Origin of the sequence: Streptomyces sp. HUAS MG91, from assembly GCF_040529335.1 — a bacterium.
GTDB classification, from domain to species: domain Bacteria; phylum Actinomycetota; class Actinomycetes; order Streptomycetales; family Streptomycetaceae; genus Streptomyces; species Streptomyces tabacisoli.
In genome coordinates, this window is record NZ_CP159534.1 from 4,722,389 (window position 1) to 4,743,005 (window position 20,617).

Here is a 20,617-nt window from a genome sequence, read left to right on the forward strand (position 1 = left end):
GAGACGTAGATCACTTCCGGTATGGGGGATTCCGTACAACCTGTCGCCTGTGCCACCGGTCTATTTCGCGAGTCAACAGACTCCTAGACCTCTTGGGACCCGCGTGATGGCATCCGCACCGCGGGTCCCCTTCTCCACTGTGGGGAACACATGCGCATTCGTGCCACCGCGGCCGCCGTGACGGTCTCCGGCGCCCTTGCCCTCACCGCGTTCGCCGTCCCGGCGCAGGCGGACGGCGACTCGGCCCGCTCGGCCTTCGCCCAGGCCAAGGCCGAGCTGAAGGCCGGTCACGCCACCGCCTTCTCCGCGCGGTCCGCCGCCGGCGACGACGACCAGTACGGCGACACGGCCATCTCGAAGATCGTCATCAACGGCGGCAAGGACGTCGTCCTCGGCACCACCAAGGCGACCACGGTCAAGGTGACCTTCCAGGCCACGGATGACTCGGGCATCGACGCCAAGTCCCCCTTCGGCGTGCTCTACCACGGGGCCGACGTCGCCTCGTCGGACGCGGGCACCGTCTCGAACGAGGACGGGGAGACGACCACGTCCTGCAAGACCGTGAACGCGACCACGTCGAACTGCACTCTCACCTTCCCGCTCGACCCGCAGTTCGACCTGCGCAACTTCGCGGCCGGCAAGTGGAAGGCCGCCATTCTGGTGGTCGGCAAGGACGGTGACTTCTCGGCCCCCGAGAACGCCAAGACGTTCAGCGTGAAGCGCTACGCCAAGCTGAGCACCAACGCCACCCCCGAGCCCATTGCCAAGGGCAAGACCCTCACCGTCAAGGGCGCCCTGACCCGTGCGAACTGGGACACCAGCAAGTACGCGGGCTACACCAAGCAGAAGGTCACCCTGCAGTTCCGCAAGAAGACCTCCAGCAACTACACCACCCTGAAGACGGTCACCTCGGACACCAAGGGCAACCTGAGCACCACGGTGAAGGCGTCCGCCGACGGCTACTTCCGCTACAAGTTCGCGGGTACGTCCACGACCCCGGCCGTGACGTCCACCAGCGACTTCGTCGACGTCCGCTGAATCTCCCGCTGATCAGCCGCTAGACGGGGAAGCGGCGGCCGACCCACCTCCACAGGAGTTCGAGGACGGCCGCCGCCACCACCGAGACACCCACCGCGGTCCACGGCATCACGTCGCCGACGAGCTTCAGGGCGAAGAAGTCCTGGAGCCACGGCACGACCAGGACCAGCAGGAAGCCCAGGCCCATCGCCGCCACCAGGCAGATCCGCCACCAGGTGTAGGGGCGGGCGATGATGGCCAGCACCCACATCGAGATCAGGAACAGCGTCAGCGTCGCGGCGCTGGTCTCGGCGTTCAGCGCGTCGGAGCCCGTGTAGTAGTGCCGGGCCACCATGTACATCACGAACGTCGCGACGGCGGCGACGACACCGCCCGGGATCGCGTACCGCATCACGCGTTTCACGAAGTGCGGCTTGGCCCGTTCCTTGTTGGGCGCGAGCGCGAGGAAGAACGCGGGGACGCCGATGGTCAGCGTCGACAGCAGCGTCAGGTGCCGGGGCAGGAACGGGTACTCGACCTGGAAGCAGACCACCAGCAGCGCGAGCAGCACCGAGTAGACCGTCTTGACCAGGAACAGCGTCGCCACCCGCGTGATGTTGCCGATGACCCGGCGGCCCTCGGCGACCACCGAGGGCAGCGTCGCGAAGCTGTTGTCGAGCAGCACGATCTGCGCGACCGCCCGGGTGGCCTCGGAGCCCGAGCCCATCGAGACGCCGATGTCGGCGTCCTTGAGGGCCAGCACGTCGTTCACGCCGTCGCCCGTCATCGCGACCGTGTGCCCGTGCGACTGGAGCGCCGCGACCATGTCCCGCTTCTGCTGCGGGGTGACCCGGCCGAACACCGTGCCCTCGTCGAGCGCGTCCGCCATCTCGCTCTGCTCGGTCGGCAGGGTACGGGCGTCGACCGTGTTCTCGGCGCCGGGCAGGTCCAGCTTGGCGGCGACGGCGCCGACCGACACCGCGTTGTCCCCGGAGATGACCTTGGCCTTGACGTCCTGCTCGGCGAAGTAGCGCAGGGTGTCACCGGCGTCGGGGCGCAGCCGCTGCTCCAGGACGACGAGGGCGGCCGGTTCGGCGCCGTCCTTCACCGCCGGATCGGCGAGGCTGTCGTGGCCCTTGCCGACGCGGGCGAGCAGCAGGACCCGCAGCCCCTGCCGGTTCAGCTCGTCGACCTCGGCGAGCGCCGGGTCGCCCTGCGGGAGCAGCACGTCGGGGGCGCCGAGCAGCCAGGCGCTGGACGTCCCGTCGCCCTCGCTGAAGGCCGCGCCGCTGTACTTGCGGGCCGACGAGAAGGGCAGCGCCTCGGTGCAGCGCCACTCCTCGGCGGCCGGGTAGGCGTCGATGACGGCCTGGAGGGAGGCGTTCGGGCGCGGGTCGGACTCGCCGAGCGCGCCGAGCACCTGGGCGACGTACTCCTCGCCGAAGGCCGTGCCGTCCAGCGGGCGCACCTCGGAGACGTCCATGCCGCCCTCGGTGAGCGTGCCCGTCTTGTCGAGGCAGACCGTGTCGACGCGGGCCAGTCCCTCGATCGCCGGGAGTTCCTGGACGAGGCACTGTTTCCGGCCGAGCCGGATGACGCCGATCGCGAAGGCGACCGAGGTGAGCAGCACGAGCCCTTCGGGGACCATGGGGACGATGCCGCCCACGGTGCGCGCGACGGAGTCCTTGAAACCGTGCTCCTTGACGACCAACTGGCTGATGACCAGGCCGATCGCGGTCGGGATCATCATCCACTGGACGTACTTGAGGATGGTGGAGATGCCGCTGCGCAGCTCGGACTGGACGAGCGTGAAGCGGCTCGCCTCCTCGGCCAGCTGCGCCGCGTACGCCTCGCGGCCCACCTTCGTCGCGGTGAACGCGCCGCCGCCCGCGACCACGAACGAGCCCGACATCACCGGGTCGCCCGGCTGCTTCACGACCGGGTCGGCCTCGCCGGTCAGCAGCGACTCGTCGATCTCCAGGCCGTCGGCCTCGGCGCACTCGCCGTCCACGACGATCTTGTCGCCGGGGCCGATCTCGATGAGGTCGCCGAGCACGATCTCGGAGGTGGAGACGGCGGTGGCGACGCCGTCGCGGCGGACCGTGGGCTTGGCCTCGCCGATCACCGCGAGGGAGTCGAGGGTCTTCTTCGCCCGCCACTCCTGGATGATGCCGATGCCGGTGTTGGCCAGGATCACGTAGCCGAAGAGGCTGTCCTGGAACGGGGCGACGGCCAGCATGATCAGCCAGAGCACACCGATGATCGCGTTGAACCGGGTGAAGACGTTGGCCCGGACGATCTCGCCGAGCGAGCGGGAGCTGCGCAGCGGGACGTCGTTGACCTCGCCGCGGCTGCGGCGCTCCTCGACCTCGGCGCTGGTCAGGCCCGTCGCCCTGCCCGGAAGGGGGACCGGGTGCACCGGGTCGAGCTCGGCGCCGGCGTCGATGTGCGTCATGTCTCCGACGGTACGGGGGGATCGGGGGGTTCACCCCTTGGGCGGGGCGGAGATCCGACCTGGGGAGGACGCATGTCCTCCGGGGGGTGTAGGGGACGTCGGCGGGTGCGGGTCCGGTGGGGGCTGGTCGCGCAGTTCCCCGCGCCCCTGAGATGCGCACTTCGTGCGGCATCTCATCAGGGCCCCTGAGCGAGCGGAGCTCGCGTCAGGGGCGCGGGGAACTGCGCGACCAGCCACGACGGTGGCGCGGGTGGAGAACTGCCCGGTGTCAGTCGGAGACGGTGGCGGCGGCGCGCTTCAGTGCCGCGTCGCGGCCGCGGACGTACCAGATGCCGAGCAGGCCGAGACCGCCGCCGGCCAGGCAGGTCCAGACCCACCACGTGTGCCCGTGATCGTCGAACCAGCCGTAGAACGGCAGCTGTACGAGGAAGAGGACGAACCACAGGATCGTGCCGCCCGTGATGGTGGCGACGACCGGCCCCTCAAGGGGTTCCGGCGCCTCGTGCTTGGGTGTCCACTTCGCCATGAGCACAGCTTAACGACACCTCCGAAACCCCTCACAGCCCCCGCCCCCCAAGGGTCTACGCGCGGAGATAGCGATTTCCGGCTCATATGTTCATACTGAAACGGCCTGAGAATGGCTACTTCTGTTCGTACGAAACACCAATGGGAGCGTCGGGGAACCCCGCTGGTGGTCACGCGTAGACCAGACTTGATCACATCCTGCCCACTGGGCACCGCTGAATACCGCTGAGGTCATCCATGTCCAGTTCGGCCACCGCCCCGGTCGATGTCAACGAGCAGCCGCCGCAGCCCAAGAACGGGCTGGACCGCTACTTCAAGATCTCCGAGCGCGGTTCGACCGTCCCCCGTGAGATCCGTGGTGGCCTCGCCACGTTCTTCGCGATGGCCTACATCATCGTGCTGAACCCGATCATCCTCGGCAGCGCGAAGGACATGTACGGGCACCAGCTCGACAACGGCCAGCTGGTCACCGCGACCGCCCTGACCGCCGCCTTCACCACGCTGCTCATGGGCGTCATCGGCAACGTGCCGATCGCGCTCGCCGCCGGTCTCGGCGTGAACACCGTCGTCGCGCTCCAGCTCGCCCCGCGCATGTCGTGGCCGGACGCGATGGGCATGGTCGTCCTCGCGGGCTTCGTGGTGATGATCCTGGTCGCCACCGGTCTGCGCGAGCGCGTCATGAACGCCGTGCCACTCAGCCTGCGCAAGGGCATCGCGATCGGCATCGGCCTGTTCATCATGCTGATCGGTCTCGTCGACTCCGGCTTCGTGAGCCGTATCCCGGACGCCGCGCACACCACCGTGCCGCTCCAGCTCGGCGCCGACGGTCACCTGAACGGGTGGCCGGTCCTCATCTTCGTCATCGGCGTGCTGCTGACCCTCGCCCTGCTGGTCCGCAAGGTGCCGGGCGCGATCCTGATCTCGATCGTCGTCATGACCGTCGCCGCGGTGATCGTCAACGCCGTCGCCAAGATCCCGTCCTGGGGCCTGACCACCCCGAAGTGGCCGGGCAACCCGGTCGCGACCCCCGACTTCGGGCTCGTCGGCAAGGTCAGCCTGTTCGGCGGCTTCGAGAAGGTCGGCATCCTCACCGGTGTCCTCTTCGTCTTCACCGTGCTGCTGTCCTGCTTCTTCGACGCCATGGGCACGATCATGGGCATCAGCGACGAGGCGCACCTGACCGACGAGAACGGCCAGATGCCCGGCATGAACAAGGTGCTCTTCATCGACGGCATCGCGGTCGCCGCCGGCGGCGCCTCGTCCTCCTCCGCCACCACCTGCTTCGTGGAGTCCACGGCCGGTGTCGGTGAGGGCGCCCGTACGGGCCTGGCCAACGTCGTCACCGGCGCGCTCTTCGCCGTCGCGCTGTTCCTCACGCCGATCGCCACGATGGTCCCGTCCCAGGCGGCCACCCCCGCGCTGCTCGCGGTGGGCTTCCTGATCCTGTCGGGCGGCATCCGCGCGATCGACTGGGACGACTGGACGGTCGCCATCCCGGCCTTCATCACGATGCTGATGATGCCGTTCACGTACTCGATCACCAACGGCATCGGCATGGGCTTCATCGCCTTCACCGTGCTGCGCGTGGTCGCGGGCCGGGCCAAGGAGGTGCCGGTCGCCATGTACGCCGTGTCGGCCGTGTTCGCCTTCTACTACCTGATGCCGGCTCTCGGCCTCACCTGATCCCCGTACCGGGGCGGCTCAGGCCGCCCCGTAGAACCTCTCCGTCTCCTCGACCGACGTCTTGAAGCGTTCGTCGAAGTCGTCACGAATGAGCGTCCGGACCACATAGTCCTGGACGCTCATTCCCCTTTTCGCGGCATGCCCCTTGAGACGGTCGAGCAGCTCACCGTCTATCCGCAGGCTGAGCACTGTCGATCCCATGCGAACAGCGTCGCGGGGCGCCGCGCCCGGGCGTGTCACTTTCCGGATGCGGCTCACTCGTTTGAGTGACGCGAGGTTTCCGGACGCGTGGCGCGTGGTGCGGCTGCGCGGTGGGGGGCGTGGCGGGGATCACGGCCAGGGGAGTGCCCCCGGGTGGTAGTTAGACACAGTAATGAGTTACGCTAACGAACATGCCGGACCTCTCCCATGGCGACGATGCCGCCGCCGTGAACTCCCTGCGCTCCGCCGTGATGCGCCTGTCACGCCGACTCAAGCACCAGCGGGTCGACGAATCGCTGAGCCCCACCGAGATGTCGGTGCTCGGCACCCTCGCCGGATGCGGCTCCGCCACCCCGGGTGAGCTGGCCCGCAAGGAGCATGTGCAGCCGCCGTCGATGACCCGCATCGTCGCGCTCCTGGAGGCCAAGGGACTGGTCCGGCTCGAGCCTCATCCCGAGGACCGCCGGCAGAAGGTCGTCACGTCCACCGAGCAGGCCGAGACCATGCTCCTGGAGTCCCGCCGCAAGCGGAACGCGTGGCTGGCGAACCTGGTCGACGGCCTGGACGAGGACGAGTGGGCCAAGCTCCGCGAGGCCGCGCCCGTCCTGGAGAAGCTGGCTCACCTGTGACCGACCGCCGCTGAAACACCTGCCACGTCGCTGAGCCGACCGCCGAGGAGGCGAACCCACTTTGAGTACGGGATCCGGAGCAGACTCCGCCCCCGCACCTACCCCTACTCTCCCCGCTTCCGGGGGCAAGGCCTCGATGTTCGCCAGCCTGCGCGTGCGCAACTACCGGCTGTTCGCGACCGGGGCCGTCATCTCCAACACCGGCACCTGGATGGCCCGCATCACCCAGGACTGGCTGGTGCTCTCCCTGACCGGTTCCTCCGCCGCCGTGGGTGTCACCACGGCGATGCAGTTCCTGCCGATGCTGCTCTTCGGGTTGTACGGCGGAGTGATCGCCGACCGGTTCAAGCGGCGCAACCTGCTGTTCTGCACCCAGGGCGCGATGAGCCTGTCGGGCCTGTTCCTGGCCGTACTGACCCTGTCCGGCCACGTACAGGTCTGGCACGTCTACGCCGCCGCCTTCTTCACCGGGCTCGTGACGGTCGTCGACAACCCGTCGCGGCAGTCCTTCGTCTCCGAGCTGGTCGGTCCCGACCAGGTCCGCAACGCCGTCTCGCTGAACTCGGCGAACTTCCAGTCCGCCCGGCTCATCGGCCCCGCCGTCGCGTCCGCGCTGACCGCCGCCGTCGGGCCCGGCTGGGCGTTCCTCGCCAACGGGCTGTCGTTCCTCGCGCCGCTCACCGGGCTGCTGCTGATGCGCACGAGTGAGCTGCACGAGATCAAGCGGACGCCGCGCGGCAAGGGGCAGCTCAAGGAGGGCCTGAACTACGTCTCCAAGCACCCCGAGCTGATCTGGCCGATCGTGCTCGTCGGGTTCGTGGGGACCTTCGGGTTCAACTTCCCGATCTGGCTGAGCGCGTTCGCCGACGACGTGTTCCACGGCGGGGTCGGGCAGTACGGCATGTTCAACACGCTCATGGCGATCGGGTCGCTCGCCGGGGCGCTGCTCGCCGCGCGGCGGCGGTCGGCTCGGCTGCGGGTGCTCGTGGGCGCCGCGATCGGGTTCGGGGTGCTGGAGATGCTGGCCGCGTTCGCGCCCGGGGTCTGGCTGTTCGCCCCGCTCGTGGTGATCCTCGGTGTCCTCGGCATCACGACCAACGTCACCGCCAACTCGTCCGTGCAGATGGCGACCGATCCCGAGATGCGGGGGCGGGTGATGTCCCTGTACTTCATGGTGTTCACCGGGGGTACGCCGTTGGGCGGGCCGTTGTTCGGGTGGCTCGCCGACGAGTTCGGGGTGCGGGTCAGTTTCATGCTGGGTGGGCTGATCTGTGCCGGGGCAGCGGTGCTGGTGGGGCTGATGCTGGCCCGCGCCGCGAATCTTCGTCTGAAGGTGGACCTGCGTCGGGGTGAGCGGCATGTTCAGTTCGTCCCCCGCGAGTCCGTCCCGGTGGCAGCGGTGGCGTAATCGTCCGCGGGCCGGTGGGGGCTGGCCGCGCGGTTCCCCGCGCCCCTGTTGGGCTGTTCTTCGGGTGCGGGCCGGTGGCCGCTTCTCGCGCAGTTCCCCGCGCCCCTGAGATGCGCACTTCGTGCGCCATCTCATCAAGAGAGGCGCGGCGGAGCCGCAGCCTCAGGGGGAGGCTGCGCGGAGCGCATGCCTCAGGGGCGCGGGGAACTGCGCGAGAAGCCCCACCGGGCCGCGGATGGAGAACTCCCCAGGGGTGCGGCCGGGAGACTGGTGGGATGAGACTCTTTGCCGCTGTGCTGCCGCCCGTTGACGTCGTCGAGGAGCTCGGGGCCGTCGTCGACCGGCTGCCGGCCGGGGGCGGGCTGCGGTGGACCGGGCGGGCCGGGTGGCACCTCACCCTCGCCTTCTACGGAGACGTGCCGGAGGCCACCGTGCCCGAACTCGCGGAGCGCCTGGCGCGGGCCGCGGCGCGGACCGGGACGTTCGCGATCGGCCTGCGCGGCGGCGGACACTTCGGCGGCCGGTTCCTGTGGGCCGGGGTGGCCGGGGAGACGGCCGCGCTGAGCAGGCTCGCCGAACGGGCCCGGGCGGCGGGCAGGAAGGCCGGGATCGAGGGCGAGCACCGCCGGTACCGCCCCCATCTCACGCTGGCCCGCGCCGGCGACCCGTACGACTTCGGGCCCCACCTCACCGCGCTCGACACCTTCACCGGAACACCGTGGACGGTCGCCGAGCTGGCCCTCGTACGCAGCAATCTGCCGACGTCGGGAGTGCCGGGGGAGCGCCCGCGGTACGAGAAGGTCGGCGGCTGGCCGCTCGCCGGTGCGCGTTAGGCTCGATACGTGGACCCGAAGACGCGGAACCGGATCATGGCCGGTGTGCTTGTGCTGATGTTCGTCGTGGTGGCGGTGGCGGCGGCCGTCGGAAACTGACCCCTTCCCCGGCGGCCGCCGCACCCCGCGGACCTACCAGGCGAAGGCCTCCGGCGACGGCCCCGGGCCCGGGAAGATCTCGTCCAGCGAGGTCAGGACGTCCTCGCCCAGCTCCAGCTCGACCGCGCGCAGCGCCGAGTCGAGCTGCTCCCTCGTGCGCGGGCCGACGATCGGGCCGGTCACCCCGGGCCGGGTCAGCAGCCACGCCAGGGCCGCCTCGCCGGGCTCGATGCCGTGCTTGTCGAGCAGGTCCTCGTAGGCCTGGACCTGGTCGCGCACCTTGGTGTTCTCCAGCGCGGAGGCCGACCGGCCGTCCTTGCGGCGCTTGCCCTCCGCCTCCTTCTTGAGGACGCCGCCCAGCAGCCCGCCGTGCAGCGGGGACCACGGGATGACACCGAGGCCGTACTCCTGCGCGGCCGGGATGACCTCCATCTCGGCGCGCCGCTCGGCCAGGTTGTACAGGCACTGCTCGCTGACCAGGCCGACGCGGCCGTGCCGGGCGGCCGTCTCGTTGGCCTGGGCGATCTTGTAGCCGGGGAAGTTGGACGAGCCCGCGTACAGGATCTTGCCCTGCTGGACCAGGGTGTCGATGGCCTGCCAGATCTCCTCGAACGGGGTCCGGCGGTCGATGTGGTGGAACTGGTAGATGTCGATGTAGTCGGTCTGGAGCCGCTTGAGCGAGGCGTCGACCGCCCGGCGGATGTTCACCGCGGAGAGCCGGTCGTGGTTGGGCCAGACGTCTCCGTCGCCCGCCATGTTCCCGTAGACCTTGGTGGCGAGGACGGTCTTGTCGCGGCGGCCGCCGCCCTGGGCGAACCAGGTGCCGATGATCTGCTCGGTACGGCCCTTGTTCTCACCCCAGCCGTACACGTTGGCGGTGTCGAAGTAGTTGATGCCACTGGCCTGGGCCGCGTCCATGATGGCGTGGCTGTCGGCCTCGTCCGTCTGCGGTCCGAAGTTCATGGTGCCGAGGACGAGCCGGCTGACCTTGAGTCCCGTGCGTCCGAGCTGCGTGTACTTCATGACTGCTTAGCCAAGGACGTGGAGTGCGCTCTAGGCAAGTGCCCCGCCCGGTACCGCCCCGGTGTCACCCCGAACTCGCGGCGGAAGGCGTGGGAGAGGGCGTAGGGCGTGCCGTAGCCGACCTGGCGGGCCACCGACTCCAGCGGGGCGTCCGCCGCGCGCAGGAGGGTCGCCGCGCGGGTCATCCGCCACCACGTCAGGTACGCCATCGGGGGCCGGCCCACCAGGGCGGTGAAGCGGCGGCCCAGGGTGGCGCGGGAGACGCCCGAGCGGGCGGCGAGGGAGTCGGCGGTCCAGGGCGCGGCCGGGTCGCCGTGCAGCAGCCGCAGGGCCTCGGTGACCACGGGGTCGGCGAGCGCGGCGGGCCAGCGGGCGCTGCCGGAGCCCGTCGCCGGGTCCGTGGTCCAGGCCCGGATCATGTACACGAGCAGCAGGTCGAGGAGGCTCGGGACGGCCGCGCAGGAGCCGGGGAGGCCGGGGGCGCCCGCCTCGCGGGCCAGCAGGGCGATGGCGGAGCGCAGCTCCGGGTGCGGGTCGGTGCCCGTGCCCTCGCGCGGCAGGTGGATCACGTCGGGGAGTTCGGCGAGCAGCGGGTGGGTGTGGCTGCGGTCGAGGCGGTACTTGCCGCAGAGGAGTTCCGCGCCGGGCGTCCCGGCCCGCGGCGGAAGGTCCCGTACGGTCGCGAAGGGGGCCGCCCGGGCCACCGCCGCCGCGTCGGCGGGCGCGTCGGCCAGGACGTGGCCCGCGCCGTGCGGCAGCAGCACCGCGTCGCCGGGGCGCAGGGTGAGCGCGGGGCCGGTGTCGGGGAGCAGCCAGCAGCCGCCCGTCAGCGCCACGTGGAAGCCCGCGCCCTCGTACGGCTCCAGGCGCACGCACCACGTGCCGTTGACCCGCAGACGGTTGACGGACGGGCTGCCCGTCCGCACGGCCGCAATCGCGTCGCTGACCACATCCATGGCCCCAGGGTAGGCAGACGGGACGGGGAGAGTGAGCGGATCGCGTATCGGGGAGAGCTTCACGCGCATTGGGGCGCTCGGTCCCGGCGCCTAGCGTCGACAGCATGGACACGGACATCGAACACGGCAGGCTCGGCGACGTCGAGATCATCAAGGTCGTCGAGGTGCGCGCGCAGCCCTTCGGCGCGGCGCACGAGATGGTCCCCGGGATCGAGGACGCCTGGCGGGACGGCCGGGACTGGCTCGCGCCCCGCTTCCAGGACCCGGACAGCGGCGCGGTCCTGGTCGCCGTACAGGCCTGGGTGCTGCGCAGCGAGGGCCGCACGATCGTCGTCGACCCGGGCGTCGGCAACGGCCGCGAGCGGCCCGGCACCCCGCACTTCTCCGGCCTCGACACCGACTTCCCCGACCGGCTCGCGCGGGCGGGCGTGCGGCCCGAGGACGTCGACCTCGTCGTCAACACCCATGTGCACGGCGACCACGTCGGCTGGAACACCCGGAACGAGGGCGGGAGTTGGGTGCCCACCTTCCCGAACGCCACCTATCTCGTGCCCCGCGCCGACCACGACTTCTTCGGCCCCGGGGGAGCGGCCCGCACCCTCAACGACAACCACCGGTTCCTCTTCGCGGACAGCATCGCGCCCGTCGTGGCGGCCGGGCAGGCGGTGCTGTGGGAGGGCCAATCCCACCGGATCGACGGGCGGTTGACGCTGGAACCCGCACCGGGACACACCCCGGGCTCCTCCGTGCTGCGGCTCGCCTCCGGCACCGACCGGGCCGTGTTCGCCGGGGATCTGCTGCACACCCCGGCCCAGTTCCTCGCGCCGACGTGCAGCAGCGCGATGTGCGTGGACCCGGCGCAGTCGGCCGCCAGTCGTGTACGGGTGCTCGGACGGGCCGCCGACGAGCGCGAGTTGGTGATCCCCGCGCACTTCCCCGGGCCGGGCGCGGCGGAGATCCGGCGGGACGGCGCCGGGTTCGCGGTGCGGCGCTGGCAGTTGTAGGGAGGGTCAGGCCGGGTGGCGGTAGGGGCCGCCGATGCCCCATGCCTGGTGCAGCGCGTCCGCGAAGGCGGCGGCCAGCTTGTGCTCGCCGGACGCGTTCGGATGCGTACCGTCGTAGGTGTCGTGGTGGATGTCGTACGACTCCGGGACCGACGCGAGCAGCAGCGGGGAGCGCGGCTCGGAGAGGTCGGCGACCGCCTTGGCGAGCAGGGTGTTGAAGTGGGCGACCTCGGCGGCGAAGGGGAGGTCCGTCTCGGCCCTGATGTTGGGGATCACCGGGAGCAGGACGATGCGCACGGCGGGGTTCGCGGTGCGCGCCCCAACGACGAAGCGGCGCATGTTCGCCGCGGTCTGCTCGGCGTCGGTGTAGAAGCCGAGGTCGATCAGGCCCAGGTTGACCAGCAGCACGTCCGGGCCGCAGGCGCGCACCGCGTCGGCGACGACCGGCGCCATGTGCAGCCAGCCCTCGCCCCAGCCCGCCAGATGCCGGCGCGGGAAGCCCGGGTCCGCGTACGCCAGGGAGGTGGGCGTGTCGGTGGTCTTGTCGTAGAGGGTGTCGCGCGGGCCGACGACCTCGACGGCCCCGTCCTCGCAGGCCGACCGCAGGTGGCACCAGAAGCGGTGCCGCCAGGTGTGCTCCCCGGCGCTGCCGATGGTCTGGCTGTCGCCGACGAACATGAACCTGAGCATCCGCTCATCATCGTCGATCGGCCGGGCCGCGTGCGTGTGAGCCCTGACACGCCTGGCAAGCTGGGGTCATGCGTTCGTATCTGGGTGCGGCCGGGGCCGCGGTCGTCCTCGTGCTCGCAGGCGCCGCGGCGCCCGCCACGGCCGACAGTCCGCCGTCCGTCGGCTCGTCCGGTTTCACCATCGAGGATCCGCGGATCACCGAGTCCAGCGGCCTCGCCGCGTCCCGCGCCCACCCGGGCGTCTACTGGACCCACAACGACAGCTCCGACGGCGCGTACATCTTCGCGATCGACGGGCGTACGGGGAAGACGCTCGCCCGCGTCACGCTCACCGGGGTCGGCGCGCCGCGCGACGTCGAGGCGATCTCCATCGGCCCCGACGGGAACATCTACGTCGGCGACATCGGCGACAACCTCGGCGGCAAGTGGGACCACGTGTGGATCTACAAGCTGCCCGAGCCGAAGAAGCTCGTCGACCAGACCGTGCGGGCCACCCAGTACGTCGTCAAGTACGCGGACGGGCCGCGCAACGCCGAGTCGCTGATGGTCCATCCCAAGACCGGCCGGGTGTACATCATCGAGAAGGGCGAGGACGGCGGCGGCCTCTACGAGGGCCCTTCCGCGCTCGACTCCTCCGCGACCAACACCTTCCGGCGCATCGCCGACATCGATCTCTGGGCGACCGACGCGGCCTTCTCCCCGGACGGCAAACAGCTCGCAGTGCGCGGGTACTTCGGCGGCATCTCGTACTCCTGGAACGACGGGAAGCCCAAGCGGCAGGGGCAGTTGCACGTGCCGCTCCAGCCGCAGGGCGAGTCGGTGACGTACACCCTGGACGGCCGGACGCTGCTCTACGGCAGTGAAGGGAAGAGCAGCTCCGTGGAGCCGGTGGAGGTCGAGGGGGCCAAGGCCTCCGGCGGGGGCGGGAGTTCGGCGTCGGGGGGCGCGGGGGATGCCGGGGGCGGTGACGGGGGTGGGTTCACCGGGAAGGCCGGGGCCGTCGGGGCCGCCGTGGTGCTCATCGCTGTGATCGGGATCGGGCGGCTGGTCCGCAAGCCGCGCCCTCGCGGGTAGGTCGTCGGGTGCGGGCCGGTGGCCGCTTCTCGCGCAGTTCCCCGCGCCCCTGAGGCTGCGCTCCGCGCGCCTCCCCTTCAGGGGCGCGGGAAACTGCGCGCTCAGCCACGACGAAAGCCGCGGACGCGACTGCTCGGTGCATGAGCGGTCGCGTCCGCGGCTTTTCGTGGGTTGCTCGCGCAGTTCCCCGCGCCCCTTGCGGGGCGCTACTACAGCTGGCCGATGACGTAGTCGATGCAGGCCGTCAGGGCCGAAATGTCCGACGGGTCGATGGCCGGGAACATGGCGACCCGGAGCTGGTTGCGGCCCAGCTTGCGGTACGGCTCGGTGTCGACGATCCCGTTGGCGCGGAGCACCTTGGCGACGGCGGCGGCGTCCACCGAGTCGTCGAAGTCGATCGTGCCGATGACCTGCGACCGCTTGGCGGCGTCGGTGACGAACGGCGTCGCGTACTTCGAGTCCTCGGCCCACGAGTAGAGGCGGGTCGAGCTGTCCTTCGTACGGGCCGTGGACCAGGCCAGACCGCCCTGGCCGTTGATCCAGTCCAGCTGCTCGCCGAGCAGGAAGAGCGTGGCGAGGGCCGGGGTGTTGTACGTCTGGTTCTTGCGGGAGTTGTCGATCGCCGTGGGCAGCGAGAAGAACTCCGGGACGTGGCGGCCCGACGCGTGGATGCGCTCGGCTCGCTCGATCGCGGCCGGGGAGAAGACACCGATCCACAGGCCGCCGTCGGAGGCGAAGGACTTCTGCGGGGCGAAGTAGTAGACGTCGGTCTCGGCGATGTCGACCGGCAGGCCGCCCGCGCCGGAGGTGGCGTCCACCAGGACGAGGGAGCCCTCGTCGGCGCCCGCGACGCGCTTGATCGGGGCCGCGACACCGGTCGAGGTCTCGTTGTGGGTCAGGCCGTAGACGTCGACGCCGGCCTCGGCCTTCGCCTCCGGGTGCGTGCCCGGGTCGGAGGAGATGACGGTCGGCTCGGCCAGCCACGGAGCCAGCTTGGACGCCTTGGCGAACTTGGACGAGAACTCGCCGAAGTTCAGGTGCTGCGACTTGTTCTCGATCAGGCCGTGCGTCGCCACGTCCCAGAAGGCCGTGGAGCCGCCGTTGCCCAGGATGACCTCGTAGCCCTCGGGGAGGGAGAAGAGGTCCTTGACACCTTCGCGCACACGGCCGACCAGGTTCTTGACCGGGGCCTGGCGGTGCGAGGTGCCGAGCAGGGAGGTACCGGTGGCGGCCAGCGCGTCCAGCGCTTCCGTCCGCACCTTGGAGGGGCCCGCGCCGAAACGTCCGTCGGCGGGCTTGATGTCAGCGGGAATCTGGATCTCAGCCACGAGCCGGAGGGTATCGCCTCGGTGAAACCGGACGGAAACGTGTCCGTTCGATGAGACGACTCCTCCGGCCCGTGGACTTGTGATGATCTACGAGTCCGTCAGCCGCCGAGCACCACCGGCAGCTCGAACAGGTCGTTCTGCGTCACCACCGGCTTGTTGCGCAGCTCACCCGGCTCGACCGCCAGCCGCAGCCCGGGGAAGCGGGCGTACAGCGCGGGGAGCGCCACCCCGGCCTCCAGCCGGGACAGCGCGGCGCCGGGGCAGACGTGCGGGCCGTGGCCGAAGGAGATGTGCCGGGTCTCCGAGGCGCGGGTGATGTCGAAGGAGTCGGCCGTCGGGCCGTGCGCCTGCTCGTCGCGGCCGATGGCGCCGTAGGACACGATCAGCGCGTCGCCCTGCTTGATGGTCTTGTCGCCGACCTCGACGTCCTCGGCGGCGAACCGGATCAGCACGTGCGAGGTCGGCGTCGAGTAGCGCAGCGTCTCCTCCACGACCTGCTCCCAGGTGGCCTTGCCGTCCAGGACGAGGGCCAGCTGGTCGGGGTGGGCGGAGAGGTTCACGACCGCGTTGACGATGAGGGAGATCGTCGTCTCGTGGCCGGCCGCGACCATCAGCTGGAGCGTGGAGACGATCTCCGCGTCGGTGAGCCGGTCGCCGTTCTCCGAGGCCTGGATCAGGGCGCTGGTCAGGTCGTCGCCGGGCTGCTCGCGGCGGGCCGCGACGACCGCGCCCATCATCGCCGCCAGCTCGCCGAGCGTCGCGACGACCTCCTCGGGCGGGGTCTGCGTGGAGAAGAACTTGTCGAACAGGACCTTCAGGCGCGGGTGGTCCGCCTCGTCTATGCCCATCAGGTCGCTGATCACGTACATGGGCAGCGGGTAGGCGAACCCGGCCTTCAGGTCGACCGTTCCGCCGGTGGGCAGCTTGTCGAGGAGGCCGGTGGTCAGCTCCTCGATGCGCTCGCGCATCCGCTCCACCCGGCGCACGGTCAGCGCCTGGGCGACCAGGGCGCGCAGCCTGCGGTGGTCCTCGCCGTCCACGGTCAGCATCGAGCGGCCCGGGTTGGCCAGGCCGATCAGCGGCCAGTCGGCGGGGATCTCGCCGCGCCGCCAGGCGCCCCACACCTCGATGTCCTTCACCAGCCGCTTGTCGGTGAGGAGCCGGCGGGCCTCCGCGTGATGGGTGACCGCCCACACCGGGACCCCGCCGGGCAGTTCGACCTCCGCCAGCGGGCCCGCCGCGAGCAGCCGGGCGGTCTCGGCGTCGAGATCGGTGACGAAGGGGTCGAGCGGGATGCGGGCGGCGGACGCGTGGGGGCACGTGGCTGCGGATGTCGTCATGACGAGGGCTCCAGGAGTCCGTGGGCGAACGAGAGGGAGAAGCGGTGGATCGTCACAGGGCGGCCGACGGCACGGCGGCCGTCGGCGTGAAGCGGACCGGCAGATCGGTCAGCCCGCGCAGCCACGGCGAGGGGCGGCGGGTCAGCGCGTCGGCCGGGGCCGCCAGATCGATGTCGGGCAGCCGGTCGAGGACCACCTCGATGCCGGTGCGCGCGATGACCTCGGCGACCTCCTGGGCGGGGAACGGGCAGCGGTGCTCGCCGTGCCCGAACGAGAAGTGCGCGTTGTTGCCGCCCGTCAGCACCGACGCGTCGGTGCGCACCTGCGGGTCGGCGTTGGCGGCGGCGAGACCGAGCAGCACCAGGTCGCCCGCCCGGATGTGGCGGTCGCCGAGCCGGGTGTCGCGGGTGGCCCAGCGCCCGGCGACGTTCTGCGTCGGGCAGTCCTCCCACAGGACCTCGTTCATCGCCTCGGCGACGCTGTGCCGCCCGCCGAACAGCGACGCGGCGAACCGGTCGTCGGTCAGCATCAGCCGCAGCGAGTTGCCGATCCAGTCGGCGGTGGGCTGGTGCCCGGCCGCCATCATCACCATCAGGTCCTGGGCGATCTCCTCGTGCGTGAAGCCCGAGGTGTCCGCCAGCATGTACGAGGCGACGTCCTCGCCCGGCCGCGCGTGCTTCTCGGCGATCAGACCGACCATGGACCGGGCCAGGTGCTGCTGGCCCGCGAGCGCCCGCTCCCGGCCGTCGATCATGTCGTTCATCGCCGTGACGAGGGCGGGGCCCACCTCGTCGGAGAAGCCGTAGATCCGGGCCAGGACGCGGACCGGCAGCATCATCGCGTAGTCGGCGATGATGTCCACCTCGCCCGCGCCGCAGAAACCGTCGATCAGCTCGTCCGCGAACTGCTCGGCGTGCGCCTTGAGTTCGAAGGGGTCGACGGACTCCAGGGCGTGGCTGACCATCGCGGCGCGCTCGCGGTGCCGCTCGCCGACCGTGTACAGGATCGACGGCTGCTTGTGGCCGATCATCGGCAGCAGCGGCCAGTCGGCGGGGATGTTCTCCCACTGGTTCCACAGGTCGGAGTCGCGGCTGAACAGTGCCGGATCGCCGGTCACCTGGTGCAGCTCGCGGTAGCCGACGACCAGCCAGGCCGGGATGCCGCCGTCCAGGACGACGGGCGCGACCGAGCCGTGGTCGCGGCGCATCTCCCGGTACAGCGTGGCGGGTTCGGTGGCGAACCGGGGTCCCGACAGCGGCACGGGGGCGGTGCCGTGCGCGGACGCGGGGCAGCCGGGGCTTGTCACGGGGCGGCCTCCTGGGGCACGGGCGGTGAACTGGGGCTGGTCTGACGGGCGTACAGGGTCCTGAGGTGCTCCACGAGCGCGATCAGGACGTTCTTGCTGGACTCGCGGTCGCGCGCGTCGCAGCGGACCAGCGGCACCTCCGGGTCGAGGTCGAGGGCCTCGCGCAGCTGCTCCAGGGTGTGCGGCGGGCCGCCGAAGTCGTTGTGGGCGACGATGAACGGCGTCCCGTGCTGCTCCAGACGGTCGATCGCGTACCAGGAGTCCGCCAGACGGCGGGTGTCGACGAGGACGACCGCGCCGAGCGTGCCGGAGAACAGCCGGTCCCACAGGAACCAGAAGCGTTCCTGGCCGGGGGCGCCGAACAGGTAGAGGACGTTGCGGGCGTCGAGCGTGATGCGGCCGAAGTCGAAGGCGACCGTCGTCGACGTCTTGCCGCGCACGCCGTCCAGGTCGGCCAGTTCGTCGACGCCGCGGCCCGCCTGCGTCATCGTCTCCTCGGTGTTGAGGGGACGGATCTCGCTCACGGAACGGACCAGGGTGGTCTTGCCCGCGCCGAAGCCGCCGACGATGACGATCTTCAGGCCGTTGTCGGCGCCGGCCGCCAACTCGGCGCGGCCGCCCGGCGGTTCAGAGGTTGCGGAGTCCAACGAGCACCTGCTCCAGGATGTCGGGATCGGGAAGGCGGTGGGGTGACGCGGCGGAGCGCGGGTGCCGGGCGCCGATGCGGCCCTGCACCAGGAGGTCGGAGAGCAGGACGCGCACGATGCTCACCGGCAGCCCGAGTTCGGCGGCCACCTCCACCACGGCCGTCGGCCGGGCGCACATCCGCAGGATCGCGGCGTGCTCGGACGGCATGCCGGGCGCCGGGTCCGACTCGGCGACGACCAGCGACACCAGGTCGAACGAGACGTCGGCGGCCGGCCGGCTGCGCCCGCCCGTGAGGGTGTACAGCCGATCGGGCGCGTCGTCCCGGCCCGGCCGGCTCATGACGCCGGGGGCGTGCTGGTGGCGAGGTCGGGGCTGCGGGGCAGCGCGCGCAGGTGCTCGCCGAGCTGCTCGACGAGTTCGACCATGGTGTGGCCGACGAGGCCCGCGTCGGCGTCCTCGGCGGCGAGCACCGCGAGATGGGCGCCCTCGCCGGCCTCGACGATGAACAGGGTGCCGCCGTGGAACTCGGTCATCGACGAGCGGACGCCGCCGCTGCCGTCGCCGAACTCGGCGGAGGCGCCGTGCGCGAGCGCCTGGATCCCGGCGGAGATCGCGGCGAGCTGGTCCGCCTTGTCCGGGGTGAGTTCGGGGGTGTGGCACAGCTTGAGGCCGTCGCGCGACAGGACCAGGGCGTGCCGGGTGCCCGGGGTGCGCGTGAGGAGGCCTTCGAGCAGCCAGGCCAGTCCGGCGCCGGTGGTGGTCGTCCCGGTCATTGGGGGGTGTCGCCTTCCTGCGTGGGTGTGTCGGGGTGCGTGGTGGATCGGGGGCCGGCCGGCTCCGGCGCCTCAGGGGCGGTGCGGACCGCCTGGCTGAAGCTGCTGAAGCGCGACGCGGCGGAGGCCGCGGCGGACGGCTCCGGCCGTGCGGCGGGGGCCTCGGCGCGGGCGCGGCCCTGCTGAGCGGCGGCCAGGGTGCGGCCGCGGGTCCGCTTGGGCAGGGCGCCCTCGGGCGACGGGTCGGCGGGCGCGGCCTGTTCGGGGCCCGGCTCCACCGTCCCGGCCTCGGCGGGACCGGTGGCCTCCCGCTCTCGGGCGGACGGCCCGGGGACCGTGTCGTCGGCGGTCTCGTGCACGGGGGACTCGTCGGCCGGGGTGGCGGCGGTCGCCGCGGTGTCGGTGTCCGCGCCGGTCGCGTGTACGGGCGTCGACTCCGGCGTACGGGACAGCAGTTCCTGCGGGACGAGCAGCAGGACGCCGGTGCCGCCGCGCGCCGACGGGCGGAACGACACCGTCAGCCCGTGCTTGCGGGCCAGCCGGCCGACGACGGCGAGGCCGAGCCGGGTGCCGGACAGGCCGCCGAGGCCCGTCGAGCCCGCGGTGCCCGCCGTCTCGCCGGAGACCGCGTGCTCGGCGCGGCGCAGCTGCACCGGGCCCATCACCAGGCCCGAGTCCTCGACGGAGACGATGACGCCGGCCGGGACCTCCTCGACGTAGACGTGCACCTCGGCGGTGGGCGGCGAGAAGTTCGCGGCGTTGTCGAGGAGTTCGGCGAGCGCGTGCATGACGCCCTCGGCGGCGTGGCCCGCGACGGCGACCGAGGTGTTCGCGTGCACCCGCACCCGCTGGTAGCCGCCGATGCGGCCCATCGCGCCGCGCAGGATCGACTCCATGGCGATCGGCCGGGCCCAGCGGCGGCCCGAGCGGGCGCCGGTGAGCACGGCGACCGAGTCGGCGAGCCGGCCCGCCTGGGCGGTGCGGTGGTCGAGGTGGAGCAGATCGGCGAGGACGTCCTCGTCGGAGTGCCGGTGCTCCATCTCGCGCAGGTCGGCGAGCATGCCGGTGGCCAGGGCCTGCATCCGCCCGGCCGCGTTGGCGCAGGCGGCGATGGCGGCGGCGCGCTCGGCGCGGGCGGTGCGCAGCTGCCCGGTCAGCTCGGCGGCCTGCGCGGCCCTGGCGTCCCGCTCCTGGGACAGCTCGCCGGTGATGCGGGCCTGTTCGGCGGCGCCGCGCTCGGCGGTGTGCCGCATCTCCTCGGCGCGCCGGCGCAGCAGGGCGACGGTCTCGCGGGCGTACGCGGCGTAGCAGGCCGCCGCGCTGAGGGCGAGCGCCGCGGCGGCGACGCCCCAGGCGAGCGGGGTGCGCACCGAACCGGGGGCGAGGGCGACCGCCCCCGCGCCGAGCGCTCCGGTGACGAGGAGAGCGGCCAGCAGGGTGAGCGCGGCCGGGCGTGCGGGGGGCCGGATGGGCGCGGTCATCGGTCGGGTTCCTCGGGAGAAAGGGGGGCTGTGGAAGGGCAACGAAAGTCAGGTCTCAGTCAATTCGCGGTCACTATAGGAGAGTTGATGATCGGTTTGGGAATTTTCTGGTCCGGATCGTGAAAAAATGGGCGTCGGCCTGTGG

Annotated in this window: 20 protein-coding genes; 7 read left to right on the top strand and 13 right to left on the bottom strand. The window is 71.5% G+C overall.

The window, feature by feature from the left end:
• The first annotated feature begins 150 nt into the window (after positions 1-150).
• A complete protein-coding gene (locus ABII15_RS21540; protein ID WP_353943950.1) occupies positions 151-1,038 on the top strand; it encodes a calcium-binding protein in 888 nt (295 codons plus the stop codon).
• Positions 1,039-1,057: 19 nt separating this feature from the next.
• Here ABII15_RS21540 and ABII15_RS21545 read toward each other — a convergent pair whose 3' ends face one another.
• Together ABII15_RS21545 and ABII15_RS21550 are read right to left on the bottom strand one after the other, a co-directional pair.
• Positions 1,058-3,472 (bottom strand): HAD-IC family P-type ATPase, encoded by a 2,415-nt coding sequence (locus ABII15_RS21545; protein ID WP_353943951.1) that lies wholly within the window; start codon positions 3,470-3,472, stop codon positions 1,058-1,060.
• 268 nt (positions 3,473-3,740) lie between these two features.
• Entirely contained in the window at positions 3,741-3,998 is a 258-nt protein-coding gene (locus ABII15_RS21550) for a DUF2530 domain-containing protein (RefSeq protein WP_353943952.1), read from the bottom strand.
• A 236-nt stretch (positions 3,999-4,234) separates the two neighbouring features.
• On the opposite strand from ABII15_RS21550, the gene ABII15_RS21555 reads away from it, so the two are divergent.
• Entirely contained in the window at positions 4,235-5,680 is a 1,446-nt protein-coding gene (locus ABII15_RS21555; protein WP_353943953.1) for an NCS2 family permease, read from the top strand.
• Positions 5,681-5,698: 18 nt separating this feature from the next.
• On the opposite strand, the gene ABII15_RS21560 is transcribed toward ABII15_RS21555, so the two are convergent.
• Positions 5,699-5,881, bottom strand: a complete 183-nt coding sequence (locus ABII15_RS21560) for a ribbon-helix-helix protein, CopG family (RefSeq protein WP_078506238.1) — start codon at positions 5,879-5,881, stop codon at positions 5,699-5,701.
• A gap of 191 nt (positions 5,882-6,072) precedes the next feature.
• Between ABII15_RS21560 and ABII15_RS21565 the strand changes: the two genes are divergently transcribed.
• The 3 genes from ABII15_RS21565 (at position 6,073) to thpR (ending at position 8,751) form a co-directional block, all read left to right on the top strand.
• Positions 6,073-6,510, top strand: coding sequence for a MarR family transcriptional regulator (locus ABII15_RS21565; protein ID WP_111665353.1), 438 nt, complete (start codon positions 6,073-6,075; stop codon positions 6,508-6,510).
• 61 nt (positions 6,511-6,571) lie between these two features.
• Positions 6,572-7,918 carry an MFS transporter gene (locus tag ABII15_RS21570; protein ID WP_353943954.1) on the top strand — a complete coding sequence of 449 codons (1,347 nt, stop codon included), beginning with the start codon at positions 6,572-6,574 and terminating at the stop codon, positions 7,916-7,918.
• A gap of 275 nt (positions 7,919-8,193) precedes the next feature.
• Positions 8,194-8,751 (top strand): RNA 2',3'-cyclic phosphodiesterase, encoded by a 558-nt coding sequence (gene thpR, locus ABII15_RS21575; protein WP_353943955.1) that lies wholly within the window; start codon positions 8,194-8,196, stop codon positions 8,749-8,751.
• A 132-nt stretch (positions 8,752-8,883) separates the two neighbouring features.
• Here thpR and ABII15_RS21580 read toward each other — a convergent pair whose 3' ends face one another.
• Together ABII15_RS21580 and ABII15_RS21585 are read right to left on the bottom strand one after the other, a co-directional pair.
• Positions 8,884-9,873, bottom strand: coding sequence for an aldo/keto reductase (locus ABII15_RS21580; protein ID WP_353943956.1), 990 nt, complete (start codon positions 9,871-9,873; stop codon positions 8,884-8,886).
• Positions 9,870-10,829 carry an AraC family transcriptional regulator gene (locus tag ABII15_RS21585; protein ID WP_353943957.1) on the bottom strand — a complete coding sequence of 320 codons (960 nt, stop codon included), beginning with the start codon at positions 10,827-10,829 and terminating at the stop codon, positions 9,870-9,872. The genes ABII15_RS21580 and ABII15_RS21585 overlap by 4 nt, the downstream gene beginning before the upstream one ends.
• Before the next feature lie 104 nt (positions 10,830-10,933).
• Here ABII15_RS21585 and ABII15_RS21590 point away from each other — a divergent pair, with 104 nt between their 5' ends.
• The gene (locus ABII15_RS21590) at positions 10,934-11,833 is read left to right on the top strand and encodes an MBL fold metallo-hydrolase (RefSeq protein WP_353943958.1); all 900 of its coding nucleotides are present in this window, start codon (positions 10,934-10,936) and stop codon (positions 11,831-11,833) included.
• A gap of 6 nt (positions 11,834-11,839) precedes the next feature.
• On the opposite strand, the gene ABII15_RS21595 is transcribed toward ABII15_RS21590, so the two are convergent.
• A complete protein-coding gene (locus ABII15_RS21595) occupies positions 11,840-12,523 on the bottom strand; it encodes an SGNH/GDSL hydrolase family protein (protein WP_353943959.1) in 684 nt (227 codons plus the stop codon).
• A 68-nt stretch (positions 12,524-12,591) separates the two neighbouring features.
• On the opposite strand from ABII15_RS21595, the gene ABII15_RS21600 reads away from it, so the two are divergent.
• Positions 12,592-13,596 carry a WD40 repeat domain-containing protein gene (locus ABII15_RS21600; protein WP_353943960.1) on the top strand — a complete coding sequence of 335 codons (1,005 nt, stop codon included), beginning with the start codon at positions 12,592-12,594 and terminating at the stop codon, positions 13,594-13,596.
• Between the two features lie 209 nt (positions 13,597-13,805).
• Here the strand turns inward: ABII15_RS21600 and serC are convergent, their stop codons facing one another.
• The 7 genes from serC to ABII15_RS21635 form a co-directional block, all read right to left on the bottom strand.
• A complete protein-coding gene (gene serC, locus ABII15_RS21605) occupies positions 13,806-14,924 on the bottom strand; it encodes a phosphoserine transaminase (protein WP_353943961.1) in 1,119 nt (372 codons plus the stop codon).
• 98 nt (positions 14,925-15,022) lie between these two features.
• Positions 15,023-16,264, bottom strand: coding sequence for a cytochrome P450 (locus ABII15_RS21610; protein ID WP_353943962.1), 1,242 nt, complete (start codon positions 16,262-16,264; stop codon positions 15,023-15,025).
• A gap of 52 nt (positions 16,265-16,316) precedes the next feature.
• Positions 16,317-17,570: a cytochrome P450 gene (locus ABII15_RS21615; RefSeq protein WP_353943963.1), complete on the bottom strand. Its 1,254-nt coding sequence runs from the start codon at positions 17,568-17,570 to the stop codon at positions 16,317-16,319.
• Entirely contained in the window at positions 17,567-18,217 is a 651-nt protein-coding gene (locus ABII15_RS21620) for an ATP/GTP-binding protein (RefSeq protein WP_353943964.1), read from the bottom strand. The genes ABII15_RS21615 and ABII15_RS21620 overlap by 4 nt, the downstream gene beginning before the upstream one ends.
• Complete coding sequence (locus ABII15_RS21625) at positions 18,198-18,557, bottom strand: DUF742 domain-containing protein (protein WP_353943965.1); 360 nt, start codon at positions 18,555-18,557, stop codon at positions 18,198-18,200. Before ABII15_RS21625 ends, ABII15_RS21620 begins: the two co-directional genes overlap by 20 nt.
• A complete protein-coding gene (locus ABII15_RS21630; protein ID WP_353943966.1) occupies positions 18,554-18,991 on the bottom strand; it encodes a roadblock/LC7 domain-containing protein in 438 nt (145 codons plus the stop codon). Before ABII15_RS21630 ends, ABII15_RS21625 begins: the two co-directional genes overlap by 4 nt.
• A complete protein-coding gene (locus ABII15_RS21635; RefSeq protein WP_353943967.1) occupies positions 18,988-20,472 on the bottom strand; it encodes an ATP-binding protein in 1,485 nt (494 codons plus the stop codon). The genes ABII15_RS21630 and ABII15_RS21635 overlap by 4 nt, the downstream gene beginning before the upstream one ends.
• Positions 20,473-20,617 lie beyond the last annotated feature (145 nt).